At 55.3% G+C, this 23,755-nt stretch carries 21 protein-coding genes and 1 other RNA gene; 15 read left to right on the top strand and 7 right to left on the bottom strand.

Translation table 11 applies throughout. The features are described from left to right. Positions 1 to 113: 113 nt before the first annotated feature. Both HMPREF9238_RS02975 and ssrA read right to left on the bottom strand, forming a co-directional pair. Positions 114 to 311, bottom strand: a complete 198-nt coding sequence (locus HMPREF9238_RS02975; protein ID WP_156824377.1) for a hypothetical protein — start codon at positions 309 to 311, stop codon at positions 114 to 116. A gap of 301 nt (positions 312 to 612) precedes the next feature. Continuing rightward, positions 613 to 980: a transfer-messenger RNA gene (gene ssrA / locus HMPREF9238_RS08755) on the bottom strand. A 221-nt stretch (positions 981 to 1,201) separates the two neighbouring features. On the opposite strand from ssrA, the gene HMPREF9238_RS02965 reads away from it, so the two are divergent. The 6 genes from HMPREF9238_RS02965 to galE all read left to right on the top strand — a co-directional run bounded on the left by HMPREF9238_RS02965 (position 1,202) and on the right by galE (position 7,160). Further along, positions 1,202 to 2,263 (top strand): adenylate/guanylate cyclase domain-containing protein, encoded by a 1,062-nt coding sequence (locus HMPREF9238_RS02965; RefSeq protein ID WP_016443957.1) that lies wholly within the window; start codon positions 1,202 to 1,204, stop codon positions 2,261 to 2,263. Positions 2,264 to 2,427: 164 nt separating this feature from the next. After that, positions 2,428 to 3,108 carry a response regulator transcription factor gene (locus HMPREF9238_RS02960; protein ID WP_040316459.1) on the top strand — a complete coding sequence of 227 codons (681 nt, stop codon included), beginning with the start codon at positions 2,428 to 2,430 and terminating at the stop codon, positions 3,106 to 3,108. Positions 3,109 to 3,111: 3 nt separating this feature from the next. Beyond that, positions 3,112 to 4,437 carry an ATP-binding protein gene (locus HMPREF9238_RS02955; protein WP_016443955.1) on the top strand — a complete coding sequence of 442 codons (1,326 nt, stop codon included), beginning with the start codon at positions 3,112 to 3,114 and terminating at the stop codon, positions 4,435 to 4,437. 60 nt (positions 4,438 to 4,497) lie between these two features. Then, positions 4,498 to 5,619, top strand: coding sequence for a 5-(carboxyamino)imidazole ribonucleotide synthase (locus HMPREF9238_RS02950; protein ID WP_040316458.1), 1,122 nt, complete (start codon positions 4,498 to 4,500; stop codon positions 5,617 to 5,619). A 5-nt stretch (positions 5,620 to 5,624) separates the two neighbouring features. Beyond that, positions 5,625 to 6,122: a 5-(carboxyamino)imidazole ribonucleotide mutase gene (gene purE, locus HMPREF9238_RS02945; RefSeq protein ID WP_016443953.1), complete on the top strand. Its 498-nt coding sequence runs from the start codon at positions 5,625 to 5,627 to the stop codon at positions 6,120 to 6,122. A 21-nt stretch (positions 6,123 to 6,143) separates the two neighbouring features. Then, positions 6,144 to 7,160, top strand: a complete 1,017-nt coding sequence (gene galE / locus HMPREF9238_RS02940; RefSeq protein ID WP_040316457.1) for a UDP-glucose 4-epimerase GalE — start codon at positions 6,144 to 6,146, stop codon at positions 7,158 to 7,160. A gap of 69 nt (positions 7,161 to 7,229) precedes the next feature. On the opposite strand, the gene HMPREF9238_RS09035 is transcribed toward galE, so the two are convergent. From HMPREF9238_RS09035 to HMPREF9238_RS02920, 4 genes are read right to left on the bottom strand one after another with little or no spacing between them, the layout of a single operon-like run. Beyond that, positions 7,230 to 8,732, bottom strand: coding sequence for an LCP family protein (locus HMPREF9238_RS09035; RefSeq protein WP_016443951.1), 1,503 nt, complete (start codon positions 8,730 to 8,732; stop codon positions 7,230 to 7,232). Continuing rightward, positions 8,729 to 10,060, bottom strand: a complete 1,332-nt coding sequence (locus HMPREF9238_RS02930; protein WP_016443950.1) for an LCP family protein — start codon at positions 10,058 to 10,060, stop codon at positions 8,729 to 8,731. Before HMPREF9238_RS02930 ends, HMPREF9238_RS09035 begins: the two co-directional genes overlap by 4 nt. Position 10,061: 1 nt before the next feature. Next, positions 10,062 to 10,451, bottom strand: a complete 390-nt coding sequence (locus HMPREF9238_RS02925) for a DUF2304 domain-containing protein (protein ID WP_016443949.1) — start codon at positions 10,449 to 10,451, stop codon at positions 10,062 to 10,064. A gap of 8 nt (positions 10,452 to 10,459) precedes the next feature. After that, on the bottom strand, positions 10,460 to 11,134 hold the full coding sequence (locus tag HMPREF9238_RS02920) for a glycosyltransferase family 2 protein (protein ID WP_016443948.1): 675 nt from the start codon (positions 11,132 to 11,134) through the stop codon (positions 10,460 to 10,462). A gap of 142 nt (positions 11,135 to 11,276) precedes the next feature. Here HMPREF9238_RS02920 and HMPREF9238_RS02915 point away from each other — a divergent pair, with 142 nt between their 5' ends. The 4 genes from HMPREF9238_RS02915 to HMPREF9238_RS02900 all read left to right on the top strand — a co-directional run bounded on the left by HMPREF9238_RS02915 (position 11,277) and on the right by HMPREF9238_RS02900 (position 15,352). Continuing rightward, complete coding sequence (locus HMPREF9238_RS02915; protein WP_016443947.1) at positions 11,277 to 11,879, top strand: acyltransferase; 603 nt, start codon at positions 11,277 to 11,279, stop codon at positions 11,877 to 11,879. Continuing rightward, positions 11,879 to 12,982, top strand: coding sequence for a DegT/DnrJ/EryC1/StrS family aminotransferase (locus tag HMPREF9238_RS02910; RefSeq protein ID WP_016443946.1), 1,104 nt, complete (start codon positions 11,879 to 11,881; stop codon positions 12,980 to 12,982). The genes HMPREF9238_RS02915 and HMPREF9238_RS02910 overlap by 1 nt, the downstream gene beginning before the upstream one ends. Then, positions 12,982 to 13,968, top strand: coding sequence for a Gfo/Idh/MocA family protein (locus HMPREF9238_RS02905; RefSeq protein WP_016443945.1), 987 nt, complete (start codon positions 12,982 to 12,984; stop codon positions 13,966 to 13,968). Before HMPREF9238_RS02910 ends, HMPREF9238_RS02905 begins: the two co-directional genes overlap by 1 nt. Positions 13,969 to 14,056: 88 nt before the next feature. Continuing rightward, positions 14,057 to 15,352, top strand: coding sequence for a lipopolysaccharide biosynthesis protein (locus HMPREF9238_RS02900; RefSeq protein ID WP_016443944.1), 1,296 nt, complete (start codon positions 14,057 to 14,059; stop codon positions 15,350 to 15,352). A 49-nt stretch (positions 15,353 to 15,401) separates the two neighbouring features. Here the strand turns inward: HMPREF9238_RS02900 and HMPREF9238_RS02895 are convergent, their stop codons facing one another. Then, entirely contained in the window at positions 15,402 to 16,994 is a 1,593-nt protein-coding gene (locus tag HMPREF9238_RS02895; protein ID WP_016443943.1) for an asparagine synthetase B family protein, read from the bottom strand. Between the two features lie 130 nt (positions 16,995 to 17,124). Here HMPREF9238_RS02895 and HMPREF9238_RS02890 point away from each other — a divergent pair, with 130 nt between their 5' ends. The 5 genes from HMPREF9238_RS02890 to HMPREF9238_RS02870 are packed head-to-tail and all read left to right on the top strand — an operon-like array spanning position 17,125 to position 23,749. Continuing rightward, positions 17,125 to 18,225 carry a glycosyltransferase family 4 protein gene (locus tag HMPREF9238_RS02890; RefSeq protein WP_016443942.1) on the top strand — a complete coding sequence of 367 codons (1,101 nt, stop codon included), beginning with the start codon at positions 17,125 to 17,127 and terminating at the stop codon, positions 18,223 to 18,225. An 11-nt stretch (positions 18,226 to 18,236) separates the two neighbouring features. After that, complete coding sequence (locus HMPREF9238_RS02885; RefSeq protein ID WP_040316456.1) at positions 18,237 to 19,310, top strand: glycosyltransferase; 1,074 nt, start codon at positions 18,237 to 18,239, stop codon at positions 19,308 to 19,310. Further along, a complete protein-coding gene (locus HMPREF9238_RS02880) occupies positions 19,310 to 20,464 on the top strand; it encodes a glycosyltransferase family 4 protein (protein ID WP_016443940.1) in 1,155 nt (384 codons plus the stop codon). Before HMPREF9238_RS02885 ends, HMPREF9238_RS02880 begins: the two co-directional genes overlap by 1 nt. After that, positions 20,461 to 21,657, top strand: coding sequence for a glycosyltransferase (locus tag HMPREF9238_RS02875; protein WP_016443939.1), 1,197 nt, complete (start codon positions 20,461 to 20,463; stop codon positions 21,655 to 21,657). The genes HMPREF9238_RS02880 and HMPREF9238_RS02875 overlap by 4 nt, the downstream gene beginning before the upstream one ends. Before the next feature lie 55 nt (positions 21,658 to 21,712). Further along, positions 21,713 to 23,749 carry a DUF6541 family protein gene (locus HMPREF9238_RS02870; RefSeq protein WP_016443938.1) on the top strand — a complete coding sequence of 679 codons (2,037 nt, stop codon included), beginning with the start codon at positions 21,713 to 21,715 and terminating at the stop codon, positions 23,747 to 23,749. Positions 23,750 to 23,755 lie beyond the last annotated feature (6 nt).

Below are 23,755 nucleotides of genomic sequence, written 5' to 3'. Positions count from 1 at the left end.
GTCTTTCAAGACTGTTTATTCCCGCTCGTTTAAGGTATAGCAGAGCCCGGTCCAAACCGCCGGGGTAGAAACTGCGGGGCGCCTATCGAGACAAATGTGTAGAGGAATGAGAGCTATTCGTAAAACTCGTTGTAATCCCAGCTCACTTCGCCTCGAAGCCGAGGAATAATATTTCTCCAAGCACCCGGAATACCAAGATCTGCGAGTTTTTGCTTTAGATCTTGATCTGAGTACTTCTCATTCTCTTGAGGGGTTAGGACATATCCGCCGATCTCATCGATGGAAAAATCCATAATATCTCTCTGCCGCATGTTGATATTCTATTCTGCCAATTCTATGGATAAGAGTGATTAGCAGTTGTTGCCTGACGGTTAAGCGGAAGAGTATTTTCGTCCACCTTGGTTAATCAATCGTGGGTGGTGTCTTCCAAGAATATGTGCCGAGTGAATCCGCGAAAATCTTCAGGCGTGCGTAGTTGGTGGACGTGTTTGCTCATCAGGGCTGATCCGTGCTTGTCATCGTTCTGAAAGACGTAAATATCCGCACCAACTCAACCCTAATAGAGTGTTTACCGCACAAAATAAGGCCTCCCAGCGGGTGCTGGGAGGCCAGTAGTGGAGATGCCGGGAATTGAACCCGGGTCCAACGATCCACCCCAATTTCTTCTCCGGGCGCAGTTTGCAATAAGTTTCTCAGCCACTAGCAACATGCAAACCTGCAACTAGGTGGCTCAGTTGAGAAAGTGTCGGTCACCGCCTCCCAACACGGTGGCAACCCAGTGGCTCATAAAACGACGCCAGGAACCAAACTCAGAGCATTGCTTGGGCTGACGGACTTGCTCGCTAGATTAGGCAGCGAGGGCAAAGTCGGTGCGGTTCTGTTCAGCACCTATTGGTTTGAATACATGGTTAACGAGGTCAGTAGACATCCTCGGCCCGCTTCACATCGATTGAAGATCGCTGTCGAAACCGATCATCCCCTATATAGTTTTCCCACCCCAACCTTGCACGCAACGGCGGCCTCCAAACATTTTCAGAAAACCAGCGCAACAAAAATACGAAAGTTAGGGACAAGTAAGTATAGGGCGAAAACAGCTGATAAATCAATGGATAGCGCGAAATAACCCGCAAAATGTGGCCTGGACTGCCGGCAGGTTCCTAAACCGACACTAACCCGCCACTCAAAGACTAAAGTTGAGGTGATGCATAACACCTCCGACGCCGGCCAACCGCCTTCGACAACAGGGTCTTACAGGAAGATCCTCCTCGGCGGTGAACCAACCCTAAGCGCCGCCGACGTTGCTGCGCGCACAGAAACCCCAGTAACCCGCGTTAATTCCTATTGGGTTGCCATGGGGTTTGCTCCGGCTGTCGAAGGTGAGGTGGTGTTTACAACGCAAGACCTCAAGGCATACCAACGCTGGTCGGATCTCATCGACTCGGGCCGCATCGACCTACAAACTGGGCTTTCACTCGTTCGCGCGCAAGCCCACATCACCGACCGGCTCGTCCTGTGGCAGATGGAAGCCCTCGTTGATGACGTGGCGCGCAGATACACGCTGGATGACACGTCCGCAAGGCTCGTCACGCTCGACAAGTTCCGCGAATTCCTCCCATTCCTTGAAGAAGAACTCATTTACTCGTGGAAACGACAACTTGAATCAATCATTACTCGTGTCGATCAAGAGGTTTCCCATCGCGGCCGTGAACGTGAAACAAACGGCTTCCCACTAATCCGCACGCTCGGATTTGTAGACATGGTTTCCTACACGTCTTCATCCGTTTCATTGCCCGAAGAGGATTTGGTGCACCTCATCGACCAGTTCGAGACCGTGTGTCGCATCGTGATCCCATCTGCGGGTGGGCGCGTGGTGAAAATGATCGGCGACGCCGTGTTCTACATTGCAGATGACTTACCAACCGGACTGCGCGTAGTTACCGAACTTATGCAACGCCTAAACAGCATGCACAAAATGTTGCCCGTGCGCGCGTCAATCGTCCAAGGGGCAGTATTTTCGAGGTCGGGGGACGTCTTTGGACCTCCCGTTAACCTCGCTTCGAGGCTGGTTGATGTCGCTCCGGTTGGGCAAATCATTACCGACGGCGAAACTGCGGGAAAGATCGCGCACGGTGAGGCTGGGCCGGGGTACCGCGTGTCAGCAGCAAAAGAAGCGGATCTGCGAGGAGTGGGCCGAGTGGTTCCATTCCAGGTGAGTGTTGAAGACCGTCCACCTGTTGAACATTTACCAATTGAAACTTTCTAAACTTTATTCATCCAATCTGGCGAACATTTCGTATAGGAAACGTCGGTATAGCGCGAAAAAGTGTGTGCGGCCCGCGCTCGAATAGTAAAAAGTATCTCGATGTCGCATTACATTTTACTAGCTCAAGGCGTGTGCAATGCTCAAATATGGCTTACTATGGGAGCGTGACTACAGTTCTTTTGGTTGAAGATGATCCTGCAATTGCAGAGCCCTTAGCCCGCGCGCTTGGCCGTGAGGGTTACGAAGTTAGGGCACACGGCACTGGCCGTGGCGCTCTAAACGAGGTTGATAGCGCAGACCTTATCGTTCTTGATCTTGGACTTCCTGACATGGACGGGCTGGACGTGGCCCGACAGGTGCGCAAGCTTGGGCTGTCCACTCCAATTTTGATCTTGACCGCCCGCGCGGACGAGGTGGACATGGTGGTCGGCCTTGACGCTGGTGCAGATGACTACGTAACTAAACCGTTCCGCCTCGCGGAGCTTCTGGCCCGCGTTCGCGCCCTTTTGCGCCGCACGGGAACTGACGAGGCGGATGGCGAACTCATCGTGCAAGACGTTCGCGTTGATGTGGGCGCACACCGCGCATTCGTGAATGACCGGGAACTACAGCTAACTGCTAAGGAATTTGACCTGTTGCGTGTTCTCGTTCGTGAGGCTGGCAATGTGGTTGAGCGTGATGTGCTGATGCGCGAAGTTTGGGGATCGGATCCCACCGGATCCACCAAGACGCTCGACATGCATGTTTCATGGTTGCGCCGAAAGCTCGGTGATGATGCTGCGGATCCGCATTACATCACCACCGTTCGCGGCATGGGATTCAGGTTCGAAAAAGAGCGGGCCTAACACATGCGCGCACGCGTTATTAAAATGATCGCCACGGCTGTGACCGTGGCGGTCTTAATTCTGGGTATTCCCTCGCTTTTCATCGGAGGCGCGCTCGTTTGGCAGTCCGCGCAGTACAACCTGGAGTCACGCACGCAAGTGCTTGGCAACATGGTTGAACGCAGACTCCATTCCGGCGACGAGTTCACACAACGAAACTTGGACAACTGGGTGCTGGGAAACGACCTGCTATCCAACGCGTATGTGCGCGTCAACAATCCCGGTCAGGCAGGTCTTATAGAAAGAGGGGAGCACGTCAGCGCCCCGCGCATAACCGCGTCAATTGTCCTGCCGTCTGGCACCACGGTACGCAGTGAGATTTCGGCGTGGCCAACGATCTTCTCTATTGCGCGGCTTGTCGCGATATTCCTTGCCGGTATTATCGCCTCGCTCGCAGTTGGCTACTGGCTGGCTTTGCGCGGATCGCGGCGAATCTCCGCACCCCTCATTTATCTGGCTGCTCAGGCTGAACAAATCGGTTCTGGGCAGGTGCGCGCGCGCGTGAACCCGTCCGGTATTGAAGAGATTGATCTTGTGCAAGAAGAACTTGTGCGCACGGGCGAACGCATGGCGGGCCGCCTGGCCGCGGAACGCCAGTTCGCTGCTAACGCCTCACACCAGTTACGCACCCCGCTTACCGCTTTGTCTATGCGTTTAGAGGAGATTGACCTCATCACGGATGATCCGGAGATTCAAGGCGAGGTGCGCGTGTGCCTGGAACAGGTGGAACGCCTCACGCAGGTGATAAACGATCTGCTCACCACAACCAAGAAGGCGGGCGGAAATGCCGAGGCAATCCACGTCCTCGAAATCTTTAACCAGCAGCGCGAAGAATGGGAGGAAGCGTTTGCGGCGCAGGGGAGAGAGCTGATTTTCACCGACGAAGCTGCGCAGCCCGTACTCGCTTCGGCGTCGGTACTCTCACAGGTTTTAGCAACACTGATTGAGAATTCGCTGCGCTACGGGGCGGGCACAACCCGCGTGGTGTGCCGCAAAGGTACGTCGTCGCGCGGCGTTTTTATAGACGTTGGTGACGAAGGCGAGGGCGTAGCCGAGGACATGACGGAGATGATCTTCGAAAAGGGTGTTTCGGCGCACGGCTCTACCGGCATCGGTTTGCCCCTAGCTCGCGACCTCATTAAAGGCACGGGAGGCCGCTTGGAGCTGACGCAGGCGAAACCCGCTGTTTTCACGGTTTCGCTACCGGCAATGCCCACTAGTTTGGATCCGGACGTGGTCATGCCAGAGGGCATGTTGGTCTCGGTGGGGCGCCGCAAGCGCAGGTTCTAAGGTCGGCGGCCCGGGTGAGACGGGCCGCCACTGTTGAGGCGCGCACGATAAGCTGAACGGGTGAGTCGAACAATTGCTGTGGTTGGCGGCGGACAGCTCGCCAGAATGATGGTTCCTCCAGCAACTGAGCTGGCAATTACTTTGAAAACTATGGTCGAGGCCGCCGACGGGTCTGCCGCACAAGTTACGGTGAATGCGCCCGTGGGTGATCCGAAGAACCTCGATGACATGAAGTCGTTGATCATGGACGCCGACGTGCTGACGTTCGAGCACGAGCACATCCCACCTCAAATTCTCGCTGAGTGCGACGGTATTTCTATCCAGCCGCCACCAAGTGCACTCTTGTATGCACAGAATAAGCTCGCTATGCGCAAAAAGTTGCAGGAAATAGGAGCGCCAGTACCGAGGTGGGCGCAGGCTTTAAACCGCGAGGACGTGGCGAAGTTCGGTAATGAGGTCGGCTGGCCGGTTATCGCCAAAACGCCAACGGGCGGTTACGACGGCAAAGGCGTTCGCGTGGTTTCGGGCGCAGATGAAGTTGAAGATTGGCTAGAAGCTGGGCCGGTACTCCTGGAGGAGAAAGTGCCGTTCACTCGCGAAGTGGCAGTGCTTTTGGCACGCACGCCCTCCGGTCAGGTGAAGCAGTGGCCGGTCGCGGAGTCGATCCAAGAAGATGGAATCTGCTCTGAGGTGATTGCCCCCGCGCCCTCGCTGTCCGCGAAGGTCGCCGCCCGCGCGCAGGCAGTTGGCGATCTGATTGCCCGTGAACTTGGAGTAACTGGCGTGCTCGCGGTCGAAATGTTCGTGGTGGAGGCCGATGAGCCGGTTCTGCTGGTCAACGAGCTTGCAATGCGCCCCCACAACACGGGGCACTGGACGATCGATGGGGCGCTAACCTCCCAGTTTGAGCAGCACTTGCGTGCGGTTTTGGATTTGCCACTTGGGGAAACCACGCCGATTCCAGGGGTTTGGGTGATGAAAAACTTGCTTGGATCCAAGTACGAGGACGCCGCGCAAGGCCTCCCGGAAGTGCTGAAACAACTGCCCGGCGTGCACGTGCACCTGTACGGAAAGAGCGTGCGGCCGGGCCGAAAGCTCGGACACGTAACGGTGCGTGCCGATGATGTGAAAACGGCTCGCGAGAAGGCGGGCAAGGCCATCGATATTCTGTTTGGGAAGTGAGTGACATGGTGCAGGTTGGCATCGTAATGGGGTCAGATTCGGACTGGAAGGTGATGGGCCAGGCCGCCGAGGTGATGCGTGAGTTTGGCGTCGAGTTCGAGGCGCGCGTGGTTTCTGCCCACCGCACGCCGGAGGCAATGTTGCGCTACGGCAAGGAGGCCGCGCAGCGCGGCCTCAAGGTGATTATTGCCGGCGCTGGCGGAGCGGCGCACTTGCCGGGCATGCTCGCCTCGGCCGCGCCATTGCCGGTGATCGGCGTGCCCGTGCCGCTCAAATACCTTGACGGCATGGATTCGTTGTTGTCGATCGTGCAGATGCCCGCCGGGGTTCCCGTCGCTACCGTTTCAATAGGCGGGGCGCGCAACGCCGGCCTGCTCGCGGTACGAATGCTGGCCATGTCGGATCCGGTTTTGCAACAGAAGATGGCGGATTTTCAGCAGGATTTGGCCCACCAGTCCGCCCAGAAGAATCAGACTTTGCAACGATCTTTAGAAAGCAATTAGTAAGGGTTTTAGACTGTAGCTATGAGCATTATGGTGATTGGCGGCGCCGGTTACATTGGCGCCCACGTGGTTAGGCTTTTGCAACAACGCGGCGACGAGGTTGTGGTGGTTGATGACCTGTCGTATGGCACAAAGGATCGCATTGGTTCGGCTAAGCTCGTCCAGCTTGACGTTGCTGATACAGCTTCGGTTGAGGCGTTGTTGAACGCGATGGTAGACGAGGATGTCACGGCCGTGATTCACTTTGCGGCGCGCAAGCAGGTGGGCGAGTCAGTCTCGCGCCCGGCTTGGTACTACCAGCAGAATGTGGGCGGCATGGCTAACGTGATGTTGGCGATGGAGAAGGCCGGTGTGAACCAGATGATCTTCTCCTCGTCTGCTGCGGTTTACGGCATGCCGCCGGTGGAAGTGGTTGACGAGGATATCGAGAAGCACCCGATTAATCCCTATGGGGAAACGAAGTTTATAGGCGAGTGGATGATGGCGGACTGCGGGCGCGCCTGGGGCTTGCGTTGGATCGGTTTGCGCTACTTCAACGTTGCTGGCGCGGGCTGGGATGATCTGGGTGACCCAGCCACGCTGAACTTGATCCCGATGATTTTTGAGCGCTTGGCACGTGGCAAAGCCCCCGCCATTTTTGGCACGGATTATCCTACTGCGGATGGTACGTGTATTCGCGATTACATTCACGTGATGGATCTGGCGCGCGCCCACATTGACGCGTTGGATGCGCTCGCAGCTGAATCGGAGCTGAAGCACAACGTTTACAACGTGGGCACGGGCAAGGGCACGTCGGTGCGTGAGATCGTGGACGCTTGTCGCGAGGTGAGCGGCATCAAGTTCGAGGCTGAGGAGCAGGATCGGCGCGCTGGTGACCCGCCACAGCTGATCGGCAACGCCCGCCGCATTACCGAGGATCTAGGGTGGAACGCTGAGTATGACGTGGCGCAGATCGTGAAATCGGCGTGGAGTGCTTGGCAGGCTGGCCCGCGCAAGATCGATGTTGCGGCTACTAACGAGCTGTTCAAGAACAACTAGTTTCCAGTAATAAAAACGTTGGGTGAGTAATCCGGTTCGGATCACTCACCCAACAACTGTATGACAGCGCTATTCGGGCATCGCGTTGGCCTGTAGCTCAGCTGAGGTGAGGGTGCCGTTGGCGAGTTTGCGGAAGAACTCATCCGCATCGTCATCTAGTAGCACGGCGGAGCCTTGGCTGGTTTCAAACGCGATGGTGGCAATCGGGGGAGTGCCCGTGTTGCCGCTGGAGGTTGCGGCCCTAAAATCCCACGCCATGCGCGCAAGTTCAAGACTGGACGTGTCCGGATCGGTGCTCACTGACTGGGCTGCGGCCGACGATATTTTCATTTGCCGCACGGGATTCAAGGAGTTCGAAGGCTGGGCGGCCCTCTTCACGATCGCTCCGATGACCTGACGTTGTCTTTCCGCGCGCCCAATGTCTCCATTCGGGTCGGAGTAACGCATGCGTGCAAAAGCGAGGGAGGTGTAACCATCTGCGTTGTGACAGCCGGCCTGCCACACGAGCTCGGAACGGGGATCATCTACGTCGTAGTCGAGGCAGAGTTCAACGCCGCCCATGGCGTCCACGATATCCACAACGCCCTGCATGCCAACTTCAACGTAGTGGTCAACGGTGATGCCGCTGAGTTCTTCAACGGTGTCTACCAGCAGTTCGGGCCCCCCGTATGCGAATGAGGAGTTGATTTTACCTTCGCCGTATTCGGGAATATCCACCCACGTGTCGCGCGGGATAGAAATCAGGTAGGCGTTGCCGTTAGGGGCGCGGTGAAGCAACATGATCGTGTCCGACCTGTGCCCTTCAGTTTCGTCGGTGAACTGCGTGCCATCGCGCGAGTCCGACCCGGCAATCAGATAGGTGGTTCCCGGAGTGCCACCTGCCGCGCTGAGGGCATCAACGTGCTCAATTTTGCCACCCGCCCAGTTGAGTAGTAGCAGGGGCCAGCCGACCAGGATCGCCAGTACAACCAGAACGGTAACGAGGGTGCGCCGGCGCCGGTTCGGTTTGCGCCGAGGCACGCCACTTTGCGGCATGTTTGGTGGCGGGGTGGGCGCGTTGGGTCGAGGTTGCGGTTTCCAGCCGGTTGAGGCCGTTGCTGCGCGGTTAGTGCGCGCTGGTTCTATGGGAGTTCTCGAAGCGAAAGACTGCCGGTTTGGCGCATACGAGGGAGGGGGCTGCTTAGAGGATCGGTTCGATGCCGGCGCGTAGGAGGGTGGAACCTGCTGCCTCCCAGACTTGACTGACTCGCGATCTACGCGCGGCCGCCCTTCCTGGGCCCGGATAGGCTTATGCGCACTGGGGGAGCTAGCTGAACGCGTGCCCCGGCCCGCCACGTCTTTGCGCGCGGATTGGGCACTACGGTAGTTGCGGCCTGCCTGCGAGGTTGGTGAGGGGCGGGCGGGGTTCTGCGCTGAGTTCGAACCGGCGTTACCTGCAGCAGCGCCGCCGCCCACGGTGCGCCCGCCGCTTTTACGCTCGACGCGTTTCGCGCCTTGGGTGGATGGTCGGTTGCGTCCCGCACGCGGTGGAATACTTGGCGGGATGCTCTTGGGAGGTTCGGCGTCGCTCACAGACCATCTCCATCACTGTCGCTGTTTCTTAGGTATTCATCGTTAGAGCCGTAGGAGCCTTCAAAACCACCATCGGAACCGGTGCTATTGGTCTTCGTCTCGCTAGATTCTTCGAGGAAGACTACATTCCCTTCAGCGTCGGTGATCCAAATGTTGGATGGTAGGGGCTGATCCTTTTGGATGGATTCCCAAAGTTCATCCGCTTGCCAAGTGGGGATAACGCGGTTGGTATCCCAGGGTGCTTCGGTTAGTGGCATTGTGACGAATTGCAGGCCATCGGCTGAAAACGCAGATAGTGAGTACGCAAGCCCCATGGAAGTGTTTATCCGCGAGAAGTTCGAAGACGTCTTAATAATGTCGAGCGATTCGGAGATAAAAGCGTACAGTTTGGGAAAGTCAGTCAACAAGTTCTGTGACTGCGCAGTGTGGAATATGCGCCCCATAAGTTCTTGTTGGCGGCCAATGCGGGAAATGTCAGACCCGTTTCCAATTTCTTTGCGCGCCCTGGCGTAGGCGAGGGCGTCGTGGCCGTTAAGCACGTGACAACCCGCAGGTATGTCGAGCTCTGCGGCCTGGTCGTACAAGTCTTCTTCGAAGCACATTTCCACGCCGCCGAGGGCGTTGATGATCTTCTCAAAGCCTGCAAAGTCGAATATGACAAACCCATCGATGGGAATGCCGGTGAGCTCTTCCACGGTTCTCCAGGTGCAACCCACGCCCGCGTCCAGGTTTTCCTCGTTGTATCCCGAGCCAATGGACATGGCCCAGTTGATCTGCCCAGTTTGGGGGTAGGTTTGGGTTCCGTCTTTGAGGACGCACGAGGGGATGTCCACAATCGTGTCGCGCGGAATAGAAACTAGCTGCACGCGGCTGCGGTCAGCAGAAATATGCGCAATGATCGTGACATCTGCCCGCAGTGAGGGGTCTTCATCGTCTCCGTAGCGGGAGTTGCCTTCACCAACGCGCGAGTCGGTACCAAGCACGAGGACGTTTACAGCGCGCCCGTCGAAGCTGTCTGCGGGGGGACGATTTTCCTTCTGCGGTGCGAACTGTTCAACTTGCAGTTCAGATTTGGCAGCCCGGTGGGACAGGTCGTTGTACAAGAGCCCAGCGGCGGTGCCGACGAACACTAATACAGCAAAGAGGGCGGCACTAACGGCCCGCAGGGTGGGGCGCCGGAAGCGGAATAGCGTGTGCCGCGGTTGAGCCGTTGGACGCGGGCGACGTCTTTTTAGCTGCGGCGCACGCGAGAGTGTCTGCCTGCCCTGGTCACGTACCAGGCTGCGAACATCTTCCTCTTGGAGGCTCTTTGTTTCGCGCTCTTTCACGTTAGTCCTCAGATCCTGTGGGCGGCTGGCTGGTTTCTGCACTGCTGCGAACGGTTTCCAACGCGATGGTGCGCGCTAGTTGCGTGAGTTTGCGTTCGACTGCGGCGTCACGCCGGTACGCGGTGACGAGGGTGCTAAAGAACGCGAGAGTGAGTCCATACAGCAAGAGGTCGGTGCCACGCCCGATGCCTAAAGATACTGCGATGTGCGATAGCAGACTCGGAAATAGTACGGCTACTACGGCGAAGGCAACGAAAACCATCATTGACAGCCGGCGCATTGCGAGGTGTTGCGCAGACTTTACTGGCTTCATGATGAAGTATGTTGCGGCCAGAAGAATGGCGACGATCAGGAGTTTGATGAACCATTGTGATCCAAATATGGCTGACATTTCCGCTCCTACTTCATGATTAGTTCGACCAGGATGTTGATCGAGTTTAATAGTGATTGGCCCTTGGAACGCGAGTAGTCCGTGTAGATGATATGCACGGGCATTTCCCGCCATTTGAGTTTGGTGTCGAATAGTTGGTACACGATTTCGGAGGCGTGAGCCATCCGGTTTTGCGTGATTTCGATTTGCTCCAGGGCATCACGACGAATCACTCGAAGGCCGTTATGCGCGTCGGTAAGTTGCTCACCAGTGCGCATACGGGTGACGAACGCGGCGGTTTTGAGGACGAGTTTTTTGAACGCTCCGGTTTCAGCTTTTCCTTCAAGAAAACGTGATCCGAATACGAAGCCGAGGTCTTCGCGTTCTGCGGCTTCTAGCATGGCGAGCGCATCTTCGATGCGGTGTTGCCCGTCCGCGTCGTAGGTGACAACGTATTTCGCGTCCGTGTTTTCAAGGACGTAGCTGAATCCGGTTTGCAGGGCAGCGCCTTGCCCGAGGTTAATGGGATGTACGGCAACTGTGACGTCGGCTGCGAGGGCCTCTTCGATGGAGTTGTCACTGGATCCGTCGTCAACGCAGATGATGTTCGGGAAGGTTTTGCGTACTTTAGTGAGTACTTCACGCACGACTTTTCCCTCGTTGTATAGGGGAACAACGAGCCATGTTTTGTCTGTCAGTTGCATGTGCGCCCTATGATTCTTTGAGTTTACGTGTTTAAACGCTAACCACTTTACAATCTTTAAGTGTAAAAACGCTGAATAGGCGCCGCTAATCACTGTGATTATGAGCGTAGAATGAGTTTGACTGTAACTGAACGGAGGACTTATGCCGAGAATTGTCGATAGTGCAGACGTTTCAGCTGAGGCGAAGATTGGGGAGGGAACTTCGATCTGGCACCTCGCGCAGGTTCGTGAAAATGCTGAGATCGGAAAGAACTGCATTGTTGGCCGCGGCGCTTATATTGGCGAGGGCGTAAAAATGGGTGATAACTGCAAGGTGCAGAATTATGCTCTGGTTTACGAACCCGCTGAGCTTGCCGATGGTGTTTTTGTTGGTCCGGCTGCTGTCCTTACAAACGACTTGTTCCCACGTGCGATTAATGCGGATGGTTCGCTAAAGAGCGCGTCTGATTGGGATCACGTGGGTGTGACGTTGAAGCGTGGCGCTTCTGTTGGGGCGCGCGCGGTGTGCGTGGCTCCGGTGACGGTTGGCGAGTGGGCCACTGTTGCGGCGGGCTCGGTTGTCACAAAGGATGTGCCAGATTTTGCTTTGGTTGCCGGGGTTCCGGCCCGCCGGATTGGTTGGGTTGGGCAAAGTGGCGTGAGGCTACAACCAGTTGAAGGTAGCGAAAATCGTTTCAAGTGCCCTAAGTCTGGGCAAATTTTCGAACAGATTAGCGATAGTGAGCTAAGAGAGGTTAGCGAGTAATGACCCGAGAGATGATTCCCGCAGCAAAACCGTTGATTGGGGAGGAAGAAGTTGCAGCTGTTACCGCAGTTCTTCGTTCCGGCATGGTTGCGCAGGGCCCACAGGTAGCTGCTTTTGAAGAAGAATTCACGCAGCAGATGGCACCGGGGGGCGAGTCTATTGCAGTGAACTCCGGTACTTCCGCCCTCCACATCGGCCTATTGGCTTCTGGTATTGGCGCTGACGACGAGGTTATTGTGCCCTCGTTCACGTTCGCCGCTACGGGTAACTCCGTTGCGATTGCGGGAGCAAAGCCGGTGTTTGCCGACATTGACCTGGAGCATTTCTGCTTGGATCCGAAGTCTGTTGAGGCTTCGATCACGGAGCGCACGAAGGCGATCATGCCGGTGCACCTGTATGGCCACCCGGCTCCTATGAATGACTTGAAGAAGATTGCCGACAAGCACGGCCTCATGCTGTTTGAGGACGCGGCGCAGGCGCACGGTGCTTCGCTGGACGGCAAGATGGTTGGCACATTCGGCACGTTCGCGGCATTCTCGTTCTACCCAACAAAGAACATGACGGCCGGCGAGGGCGGCATGATCACCACCTCGGATCCCAAGGTGGCCCGCAACTGCCGCCTGCTTCGTAATCAGGGTATGGAGCAGCGCTACGCGAATGAACTGGTTGGTTTGAACAACCGCATGACTGATATTCACGCCGCGATTGGTCGCGAACAGTTAAAGAAGGTTGGCGCGTGGACGGCGAAGCGCCAAGAGAACGCGAAGTTCCTATCGGAAAACCTGCAGGGCGTTGTGGTTCCGGCTGTTGCCGAGGGTGCAGTGCACGTCTACCACCAGTACACGATCCGCGTGGTTGATACTGACCGTGATCGCTTCATGGAAGCGCTACGCGAGGAGTACCAGGTTGGATCGGGCGTTTACTACCCGATTCCGAACCACCGCTTGCCCTCCCTCGCCCCGTACGCGCCAGGTCTTGACCTGCCGGTAACCGAGGAGGCCGCGAAGACCGTGGTTTCGCTCCCGGTTCACCCGTCGCTGTCACAAGCAGACCTGGATCGCATTGTTGAGGCCGTGAACGCTCTTGCTAAGGCTGGTGCTTAATGTCTGATATTCGCGTTGGTGTACTTGGTCTTGGCTCCATGGGACGCCATCACGTGCGTAATGCGCGTGAGACGGAGGGGTTTGAGCTAGTCGCGCTCGCGGATCCGGGCGGTGACCGCTTTGACGTGGCTCGCGGCATGGAGGTTTTGCCGGGCGTTGAGCAGATGCTTGAGGTCGGTATTGACGCCGCAGTTGTGGCTGTGCCTACCGCGTACCATTTCGAGGCCGTGATGAAGCTGGCTGAGGCCGGCGTGCACACACTGGTTGAAAAGCCGCTGGCGTCCACCCTGGAAGAGGGCGAGGCGATGGTGAAGGCGTTCGACGATGCCGGCGTGGTTGGCGCTGTTGGCTACGTGGAGCGCTGCAATCCGGCGTTGCTGGAGATGCGGCGCCTGGTTTCTGAGGGTTACTTGGGGGACGTGTACCAGGTGGTGACTCGCCGCCAGTCACCGTTCCCGGCGCGCATTTCGGATGTTGGCGTGGTGAAGGATCTGGCAACGCATGATGTGGATTTGGCGGCATGGGTTGCTGGTTCTGAGTACGAGTCGATTTACGCCCAGACTGCTTTCCGTTCCGGCCGCGAGTTTGAAGACATGGTGTCCGCCACTGGCCGTTTTAAGAATGGTGTGCTGGTGAGCCACTTGGTGAACTGGTTGACCCCGTTTAAGGATCGCATCACGATCGTTACGGGTGAGCGGGGTGCTCTAGTTGCTGATACCGCAATGTCGGATTTGACGTTCTATGAAAATGGTCGTTTCCCGGTGCAGTGGGATCAGATTGCGGCATTCCGTGGCGTTTCTGAGGGTGAGGTTACGCGCTTCGCTCTGGTTAAGCGCGAGCCGTTGCGCGTTGAGCACGAGCATTTCCGTGACGCCATTCTGGGCACGGGCACGGAGCATGTGACGATGCGTGAGGGCCTGCAGACCATGAAGGTGATCCAGGCGATGCTAGATTCAGCATCCTCTGGCGAGGCTGTGAAACTGTAGCGCAGTGCTTGAGTGCAGGGGCGGTTCTGCTTCGATTTGGAGTGGAACTGCCCCTGTCCTTATCTTTAATTGCGGTTAGGAGGAGTTGTTGTTCGACAGGATTAGTACGCATGTGAAGAGTGTCGCGGCTTCTTCTCCGTTCCTTCGCCACGTTTTAACCCTGGTGACCGGCACGGCGCTCGCACAGATGGTTGTCTTCTTCATGATGATGATCATTACGAGGCTTTATGGGCGAGAAACCATTGGCGAGCTGGGTACTTTCAACTCGATAGTGGCTATTGCAGTTGCGATTGCTGCGGGGCGCTATGACATGGCGTTGATGCTTGAGAAGGACGATCGCGACGCAAAAGTAGTAGCCATGTTGGCGCTGCGTCTGATCGCGATTAACTCGCTAGTAATAACTGTTCTAGCGTTCCCTCTTCGCGACGCGGTAGCGAACCTGTATTCTGAGTCGGTTGCGAACTGGATGCCTCTGGCCGGCCTAACCACGTTTTTTATGGCTGGCGCAACCCTGTTTCAGTATTGGTACAACCGGAAGACGGATTATAAAACCATCGCGAAAAACCGAGTGGTGCAACAGGTTGGAACCAGTAGCGGGCAAGTGATATTCGGATGGGCAGGAGTCCACACTCTGCCCGGCCTTGTTGGCGGTCAGATTGTAGGGCAGGCATACGCGTTCTTTAATCTGGGGATCCGAGCTAAAGACCTACGCACGCTCGATATAGCCGGGGCGCGTCCCATGCATAAGCTCGCCCGTAAACACTGGAAGATGCCGGTGCTGAATGGCCCGAATGTGCTGATTGATGCGGTGAGGATAAACGGTATTAATCTGCTTATCGGACGGGTATCCATCGGCGATTTTGGTGAGTACAACATTGCGAACCAGGTGGTAAATGTTCCCGTGATGCTGATTAATTCGGCGGTTTCACAGGTGTTTTTCCAAAAGCTCTCTACCATTGAGCCGGGCCAAATGTTGCGGGAGGTCAAGAACGTAATCAAACGCGCGATTGTGATTGGAGTCGTTCCGTTTGCCCTCCTGTGGCTGGTAGCTCCGTGGTTGCTACCGATTTTGTTCGGAGCAGATTTTAGCCAGTCTGGTTATTTCGCTCGCGCTCTCATCCCGTGGATGGCGATGCTACTCATAACCTCGCCGATTTCAACGATGTTTGTTGTGACCGGCACGCAACACTGGCTTTTGATCTTTTCGATTCTCTACACGATTGGCCCACTGACCTGGCTACTTGTCTCTGATCTCGATCTATTGGGAACCATCTACGTGATGGGATTAATCATGGCCGCGTTCTTGGTTGCAATGACCATAATGTCTCTTTTCGCAGCTCGCCGGTTTGACCGGCGCGCACTCACCGCTACGGACTCCCTTTAACACTAGGCATTAGGCCCGGCCCAGCCTTAGGCCAGGCCTAAGGCGCAGATCATCTGTGTTCGGGCAGTACAGCGCCCCCTGGCGTCCACGTTCCATTTACGAAGAGTTCGCTGTATATTCCCAGGATCGTCTTGCCCTTTAACAGCTTCCAATCCAGTTGCCTGGGCGTGAGGTTTCCAGTGAGGGCTTCAAATGCCATTGGATGATGCCTAGTTACATGAGCCGCGTAGGCCTTCTCAATAATGTTTGACAGTCCAACGTATTCGAGGCCGGTCTTAAGCACGTTCTTGAACGTGGGGTCCAGCTTTGCGGCGGGTCCGCCAAAGTTAGGCAGGGCCGTGCCAGAGACCTGCTCGTAACGTTCGTTGGTGAAGTGGACGTACGGTTCACGATCATCTCCCCAGGCGTTTGGCGTGCCGGTAAACCAGCTGTCCCACACCTTGGCTTCAAGCATGGGCATTGCCCATTGGAAACCGAAATGCTCGTAGGCGCGAACGGAATTGTTGATGTATTTTGCCTGCCGTTCTAGCAGGTTGAGCTGGATAAATACGAGTATCTTCTCTAGCTGGTCTGCATTTGGCCAGTATTGGCGCAAGAATGCGGAAATCTTATTGCGCGAGTAGCTGTGCGTTGCCGCAAAATCGGGATCGCCTTGCAAAATAAAGTGGTGCTCGGCAAGTACACGAGCCATTTCACCGTATCCAAGCGTTCGGTTCGGATCGTAAGCCCACGCGTCGTGCTCATTACCTACAATCGTATGGCCGGGGCTTACAACACCGCGTGGGTCTACGTCAGGGTCTTTCTGAAGCTCCCTGAGCGCATACCAGTCTTGAATGTGAGGCAGGGCGTTGGCACTCCAAGTGTCTTTTAGGAACGCAGTGGTTTCCGGGGCGTACCAGCGTTGCCGTACCTTTACGGGATCCAGTTCTACGAATTTCCACTCATAACCCAGGCCGGTTGCGACCAGGCGTGAGATTTCCGCTTCCGATGAGTTTTTTACCCCATAGGTGAATGCGAGTACGTTTTTGGCGCCAACCTCTTTAAGTGCCGTCATAAACAGGCGCGAGTCCGCGCCGCCCGAAAGCGGAATTAGGATCTGGTGGCCGTTGGAGTCATCTACAAACTTGGAAGTGACTTCAAGGATCGTTTCATAGAACTCTTCCATGAACGTGTCGGGATCATCCTGCGTCTGTTCATGGTTAAACGCGCTGGCGTGAGATTCAAAGCGAACGTCTTGGGACGGGCTGAACTCGGCGATCGTTCCCGCTGGTACTGTCTGCACATCTTCGATCAACGTGTCGGTTCCGAGCACGAAGCCAGTATGCAGAAACTCTAATGCCGCGTCTTCGTTTCGCACAGGTTCTTCCATTAGCGCGGTGAGCTCGTTCGGAGAGGAAGATAGAACCAGTTCACCGTCAATGTGGGTGTAGAGAATCGGGAACGAGCGCAGGCCATCCGTAATTGCCCAAACGCGATCGCCGCGTTGGATAATCGCCCCCCAGTTGCTACGTTGAGCCGAGACAAACTCGGTGATTGATTCGGAATTTACAAGCTCTGGGGCCGCATTCAGAGGGGAACGCCACCACAGGTGTCCGTTCGGTAAATCGACTTGTTCCCACTTTGGCGCATCCGCAATCTTCACTGAATATCCCTTTCGTGACTGAACTTCCTCAGCTTACAGGCTAGCCCCGCGGATCTTGAATACTCGTCTTGATTCACGGGGTGGGTTAGGATAGATGGGTCATCTTAGATATCTATTTTGGGGGAGCGCAATGCGCGTTGTCATTGTTACGCCGTGGTTTCCCACGCAGGTAAATCCGAGTTCAGGCGCGTTTGTTCTAAAAGACAGCCAGGCGTTGCGTGAAGCGGGCGTGGATCTAAACGTTGTACATTTGGTGCCTCCGCATGAAGATGACGGAACTCGCAAGACGGTTGTTTCGGGGATAAGAATCATTCGCGTTCCGATGAGCACCTCTAATCCGTTGGACATCTTGCGTGCCCGCCTCGAAATAGCGCCATTGATCAAAGATTTTGACGTTGTACACACGCAGGCGATCTCTGCCATTGAACCATTTGTATTCGGGCGTCCCAAGCAGTTTTGGGTGCACACCGAGCACTGGTCGGGGATAACCAATCCGCAAACCCTGCCGGCGTCGTGGCAAAAACTTCGCCCCGCCCTGTTAAAGATGGAAAAGCTTCCAGACGTTGCTGTTGCCGTCTGCGACTATTTGGCTCAGCCGCTGCGTGACATTCGCGGTTCCCGGCCGGTAGAGGTCATTCCATGCCAAGTGCCCTCGCCAGAGCAGGTGGTGGCGCGGCGCGAGCATGATGGGGTTATCCGCTTGGTCTCTACCGGGGCACTGGTTGAGCGCAAGGATCCTCTCCTCGCGGTTCGCGTGCTGGATGAGCTCAGAAAGCGCGGGTTTGAGGCCACCCTGACGTGGCTGGGGGATGGGCCACTGCGTGGCGAAGCTATTTCGCTGGCGGAAGAACTGGGAGTGAACGCTAAATTCCCTGGCACGGTTGACAAGATTGGGGTGCAAAAAGCGCTCGCGGAAGCCGATATTTTCATTGGCCCCACTCAAGGTGAGAATTTCTTTGTGGCTGCTGCCGAGGCCATCGTTAATGGCCGCCCGCTAGTTGTAGGAGCTAACGGCGGTCACGGCGAGTACATTGATCCGGCAATCGGCAGGCTCATGAGTGTGCAGGATGCGGGCGGTTACGCCGACGCGGTTGTGGACTTGTTTGAAAATACCGCTGATTGGGATGCGCAGCGCATTGCCGCAACCGTAGGCGATAGTTTTGAGCCGCATACGATTGCTGCCTCGTATATTGATCTGTACAAGCGCGGTATTGAGCAGCGGGGCTTCTGACATTGGTAAGGATGATTTACCATGCCGCGTACGAACTCAACTACGAGTCTGTTTCCGCTTCTGCGATCAGGCCGAGAAGGATGCTTCAAGCGTTCAAAGATGCGGGCTTCGAAGTTTTTGACTTGACGGGGGAGAGTTCGGCTCGCAAGGCGAAGTTCCACAAGTTGAAGGCAAAGCTGGCCAGCGGGGAACGATTCGCTTTCATGTATTCAGAATCTGCAACGATTCCCGCGATGATTGGGAACGCTAACCATTTCCCCCACCTGTTGCTTGACGCGCAGATCTTTCGCACGCTGAAAAAGTACGGTGTGCCCACGTCGGTTTTTTACCGCGACCTGTATTGGGTGTATGACGAGTACGAGGAGCGGGTAGGCAAACCACTCGCAACGGGAATGCGCGCCCTGTACAGGTACGAGTTAGCTCTCTATAAGCGCTACGCAGACATCATTTTTGTGCCCTCGTTTGAAATGGCGCAAGAGATCCCGCAGCTACGTGTTTCTAAGGTAAAAGAGCTCCCTCCGGGAGGCGAGCCAGTAGACGTGCCGGCGCCCCCTTCGCCTCTGCATATGTTCTATGTTGGAGGCATTGGAGCTCACTACAACTTGCATGAGTTGGTGCGAGCCGTTCAACGCGTAAACGCGGTTACACTCACGATTTGTACAGATGAGGATCGCTGGCGGGCAGTTGAGCACGAGTATGACATTCATGAATCCAACGTGCGAGTGGTGCATGCTAAAGGTAGCGATCTTGATGAATACTACGCGCGCGCCGATGTAGCGGTGATCGCAGTCGATCCCACGCACTACTGGTCTTTCGCTGTGCCCTTCAAACTGTATGAGTATGTGGGGCGCGGCAAACCGGTAATCGCCACTGACGGCACGCTGGCGGCCAAGGTTATTTCGCGTAATGACTGGGGATGGACCGTTCCCAATGAAGAGCAAGCGCTGGTGAACTTGTTCGAACGCTTGAACCAGGATGAGCAAGAAATAGTTACGCGCACAAACAAGGTGCTTGCCGACAGACACGCCAACACGTGGCCCGCACGTGCACAAGCTGTGGCTGATTTGTTGACGAAGGATCAATAATGCACGTTTTATGGACGCCGTCATGGTACCCCACCCTAGAGTTTCCACTGAATGGGCATTTTTTTGCAGAAGCCCTAGAAACTCTGCAAAAACATGGGCACGAGGTGGGGGTCTACTATCTAAACCCAAAGAGTTTTTGGCAACAGGGAAACTACTATCTTCAGTTTGACTACAACAAGCGAGTGCTCCGCCAAGATGTTCGGACCGTGCCGCGCGGGATTCTGCCCGGAGACTACAAGTTGATTAAGCGTCATGCGATCGAAGCGGCTCAAGCATACGCAAAGCGTTGGAGTAAACCAGACATAATTCATGCCCAATCTGTGTTCCCTGGGGTTCTCACAGCCCAAGTGATGGCCGAGTATTGGAACATTCCGTTTGGCATTACCGAACACAGAGGCTCAACACTGGAGGCCAACGAGAAGAATCCACGTTTCCGAGCGATTAAACGCGCGGTTCAAGACGCCGACTTTAGGCTTGCGGTGTCTCCGAACTTTGCAGCGGAACTCGGGGAAAAATACGCAACTGAGTTCGGTGTTGGAACACTACCTGTTCCGCAAATGTTCTACGAGTACCCGTTGCACGAAAAGGTGCCCGGCAAGACTCGGTTCGTTCACATTTCTAGTTTGGATCGTTGGAAACGCGTTGAAGAGACCATCGTCGCGTTTAAAGAGCTTCTGAATGAAGGATATGACGTTTCTCTTGACATTATTGGTGGCTCTGAATCCAGGTGCGAACAAGTGCACGCGTTCGCCCAACAAATCGGGGTTGCAGGTGCGGTGAATTTGCTCGGCCAAGTTAGTCGCGATGAGCTACCGCAGATGCTTTCCACTAAGGACGTGCTGGTTTTAGTATCTTCAAGCGAAACAGCGGGAATGGTTTTTGCTGAAGCGCAAGCATTGGGGCTACCCGTAATCGCGTCAGCAAGTTTTGGTGGTGCGCACATGATGCAAGAGGAAACCGGTATTTTGGTGCCAATTGATGACCATCAGGCATTAGTGAGCGCGATGCGTGATTTTGCCTCGGGCAGCGTTATTAAAGAACCAGAAGAGGTAAGGCGGGTAGCCTACGAGAGGTTCTCAGGGGAAGCCTACGCGAAGCTACACACCAGCATTTATCAACAAGCTCTTTCAGCACGTGGGGAAGTGGAAGCATGATTCTTACCGGGCTCATTGTCAGCAGGATTTTTGCACCGGAACCGTCCGCAGCATCATTGCGCCTCAAAGCAGCAAAACGTGGGCTGGAAAAAGCAGGAGCGAAGGTTCGCGTTTTCACCACTGAACCACCCCCGGGTATCAAAGCTGAACCAGACAGCACAATCTGTCGGGTTCCCGTAGTGCGTGACAAAGAAGGCTACGTTAAGGGTTACCTGTCATACGCCTCATTTGATATCCAAGCTTTCTTGAAAATGCTCACGATGCCAAAGGTAGACTTCATCCTCGTTGAACCGCCCCCAACTACGGGAACGGTTGCGCGCCTGGCATGCACGGTTCGCAAGATGCCGTACTTTTGGTACGCGGCAGATGTGTGGTCGGATGCAACAGACAGCATGGATGTGCCCGCCCTCGTAAAGAAGACGGTTCGAGGCATCGAGTCCTTCGCCATTCGGGGAGCGCGCGGTTGCATCGCTGTATCTGACGATGTGGCGCAAAGAGTGTGGGAAATGGGCGCCAAGTCTGTTGCAGTTGTGCCAAATGGTGCAGATACGCAGATCTTTAATCCGCAGGCTCCGCAGCTTACCGAAGAGGAAAAGACCCGGATGCGCATCTCGCGTCCATACTTCATCTACGCCGGTACAGCGTCAGGCTGGCAAGGGGCGGAACTGTTCGCGCGAGCATTCGAGAAGTTCTGGCAGCCAATCCACGACGTTCAGTTCCTCTACTTGACGAGGGGCGACAGCGTTTCGGAACTAGAAAAAGTTGCGGACAGGCTGGCCAAGAAGGCGCAAGCGGCAGGCGTGGACTACGAGCCCCTGGTGATCCACAAGACCGTTTCTCCCCAAGAAGCGGCTAGTTGGCAGAGCGAAGCTATTGCGAGTTGTGTCTCTATTCAGCCTGGAATCGGTTACGACCTCGCCTACCCAACCAAAGCGCTAACCGCTCTATCTTGCGGAATTCCTGTTCTTTATGCCGGCGTTGGCTTGGCAATAGATGATATTGCGGAAAATGATCTTGGAATTTGTGTGCCCTATAGTGAGGAATCTGTGCTTGATGCCATGGATACTCTTCTCAATGAAAAACATGAGAACTGGGATCCGCAACGTTTGCACAAATGGGTAGAAGAGAACCGATCTATGAAGGCAGTGGGGAACGCTGTAGCTGACTACATTGCCGGCAGGATCGAGGAATGAATTACGATAAAGAGCTGTTTTGGAAACATTAAGTCAATGGGTTTCGGTTTTGCCAATGCTCCTTTCGGTTTTGGCGATAATCGTGATACCCGGAGCAGTCATATCTACAGTTCTATTTCCCAAAGCCTCCCCCATATTGCGGTTAGCTACCGCGCCTGCCTGGAGCGTTGGCCTCATATTCTTGTGGTCGCTTTTTAATAGCCTGTTGCCATTTCGGTGGGGCTTGATACCTTTCATTGGCTTCACCCTGTTTGCCGTTGCAGGAGCCTGGATTCTAGCGCGAACCAGCCTGGGCAAAAATGTTGCCGCCATGATTCCGCAAAACGATCTGTCTGGCAGACGAATCGCAACTCACTTGCTCATGACGATGATCGTTTGGATTGCCGTCATTCTTCCCGTCATCTTGACGATTAACCCCTTTGACATCGTGCAAGGCGGTGATTCAAGCTACCACTACAACCAACTGTGGCTCATGGAAAAGTCCGGTAACGCTTCGCCCCTGAACTCGAATGCAACCATGGCGGGTTTGAGTGACGTCGGATGGTACTACCCAAATACTTGGCACGCAATGCTCAGCCTGGTGACTAGCGGGTCAAGCCAAGCCCTCACTGCCGTAAATGTGTTGCTACTGGTAACGCCTTTGCTATGGCTAGTTGGGGTCGGTACTTGGTCGGTTGCGATTGGAGGTAAGCAGAGCTTATACGAATGGAGTTTCCTGGGGGCTGTGCTGGCACCCATCGCGATGATCAGGTTGGAGTTAGAGACTACGCTGTGGCCATTCGTTTTGGGGATGGTCATCATGCCCGGAATGATGGCGCTTTGGTATTACGCAACAAAGACCATCAGAAGGTTGAGCTCGGCCCGGGACATTACGCTGTCGATATTTGCGGTGCTGTTTGTAACCGCAGTTCCCATTTTGGGATTAATCGGGATTCACCCGTCTACCATGCTCTTGCCCTCTTTCGCTTTCTTTGTGTACTTGCTGTTTGAGCTTATTCGGGTCGGAGTCATCTTCTATAAGCGCGGTAACAAACAGCGGGCAGCGCGGAATATTGCCGGTGCCCTGTTCCTCTTTTACTTGATGATGTTTGTAGTTGACGGGCCGACTCCTGCTCGAAATATCCTGTTTCATCGATTCCCTAAAGTGGGGTGGGATTCGGTGCCCGAAAAGCTCTTCGCCAGCGCTACTCTCTACATGCCCTATGGCGGTGTAAGGGCGCTTTCTTTCTACGGACTCGTACTTGTTCTTCTTATAGCTGCTCTGTTTGTTGCGTATCGGCGGCGCCGCTGGATTATGCTTGCCGGCTGGCTATCGCAGTGGCTTCTTGTGATTGGAACATTCTTCCCGATTCCCGGATTGAGCCGCATTACCAGCCTCTACTACAACTATCCAGACCGACCTAAGGCGGCGCTTGCTATTTTCGTAGTTCCGCTGTTCGCTCTTCTTGCGGACACGATTTGGAACAAGTTGGTGGCTACAAGAGGTGCCGGGGCAAACCGCTACAGGGGGGTGGCAGTAATGCTGTCCACGCTCCTAATGTATGCCTGGATAGCGCCAGCAATCGCGCAAAGCGGGCAGCAGGCTTTCCACCCAGACCGCGACAACGTTCGCTTTTTAGCAGATGAGGCCGAAATCGCGATGATTAAACGAGCGAAGGACACGCTTCCGCCAGGTGCTGTAGTCATGGGTGATCCCGCTGCCGGAGCGGCCTTGCTACAACCTTTATCTAACGTGAAAACAGTGTGGCCATACCCCAACAGTCCTGAAAACCGCGAAGACGTTCTTTTATTGCAAAATTTCAAAGACATCAAAGAAAACGCGCGTATCTGCGAAATTCTTGAAGAGCACAATATCGAGTATTTCTACGCGGATAAGCCATCCTTCTACAACGGGCAAGACACAGACATGATGCGTCCAGGGCTCTACGGAGTGCCCCTAAACTCGGGGTTCGAAAAAATCGACGAGGGGGGCAGCGCGGCGATTTACAAGATCAACTTCTGCTCATCGGCCGAGCGCCCCGACTACTACCCGTTCCAACGCACTGCTTCCACCTGCATCTTGCAAGGCACGCAGGGAGCTTGCGTCGAGTAGTCATTT

This window comes from Gleimia europaea ACS-120-V-Col10b (genome assembly GCF_000411155.1).
Lineage (GTDB): Bacteria > Actinomycetota > Actinomycetes > Actinomycetales > Actinomycetaceae > Gleimia > Gleimia europaea_B.
The sequence above is the reverse complement of the archived record's forward strand: the minus strand, read 5'-3'. Positions and strand labels throughout refer to the sequence as shown.

Bases quoted from the DNA above. Each gene is read 5' to 3' on its own strand.
- HMPREF9238_RS02975 (WP_156824377.1), bottom strand. From the start codon at position 311: ATGCGGCAGAGAGATATTATGGATTTTTCCATCGATGAGATCGGCGGA.
- HMPREF9238_RS02965 (WP_016443957.1), top strand. From the start codon at position 1,202: ATGCATAACACCTCCGACGCCGGCCAACCGCCTTCGACAACAGGGTCT.
- HMPREF9238_RS02955 (WP_016443955.1), top strand. From the start codon at position 3,112: ATGCGCGCACGCGTTATTAAAATGATCGCCACGGCTGTGACCGTGGCG.
- purE (WP_016443953.1), top strand. From the start codon at position 5,625: ATGGTGCAGGTTGGCATCGTAATGGGGTCAGATTCGGACTGGAAGGTG.
- galE (WP_040316457.1), top strand. From the start codon at position 6,144: ATGAGCATTATGGTGATTGGCGGCGCCGGTTACATTGGCGCCCACGTG.
- HMPREF9238_RS02925 (WP_016443949.1), bottom strand. From the start codon at position 10,451: ATGTCAGCCATATTTGGATCACAATGGTTCATCAAACTCCTGATCGTC.
- HMPREF9238_RS02920 (WP_016443948.1), bottom strand. From the start codon at position 11,134: ATGCAACTGACAGACAAAACATGGCTCGTTGTTCCCCTATACAACGAG.
- HMPREF9238_RS02915 (WP_016443947.1), top strand. From the start codon at position 11,277: ATGCCGAGAATTGTCGATAGTGCAGACGTTTCAGCTGAGGCGAAGATT.
- HMPREF9238_RS02910 (WP_016443946.1), top strand. From the start codon at position 11,879: ATGACCCGAGAGATGATTCCCGCAGCAAAACCGTTGATTGGGGAGGAA.
- HMPREF9238_RS02905 (WP_016443945.1), top strand. From the start codon at position 12,982: ATGTCTGATATTCGCGTTGGTGTACTTGGTCTTGGCTCCATGGGACGC.
- HMPREF9238_RS02890 (WP_016443942.1), top strand. From the start codon at position 17,125: ATGCGCGTTGTCATTGTTACGCCGTGGTTTCCCACGCAGGTAAATCCG.
- HMPREF9238_RS02885 (WP_040316456.1), top strand. From the start codon at position 18,237: ATGATTTACCATGCCGCGTACGAACTCAACTACGAGTCTGTTTCCGCT.
- HMPREF9238_RS02880 (WP_016443940.1), top strand. From the start codon at position 19,310: ATGCACGTTTTATGGACGCCGTCATGGTACCCCACCCTAGAGTTTCCA.
- HMPREF9238_RS02875 (WP_016443939.1), top strand. From the start codon at position 20,461: ATGATTCTTACCGGGCTCATTGTCAGCAGGATTTTTGCACCGGAACCG.
- HMPREF9238_RS02870 (WP_016443938.1), top strand. From the start codon at position 21,713: ATGCTCCTTTCGGTTTTGGCGATAATCGTGATACCCGGAGCAGTCATA.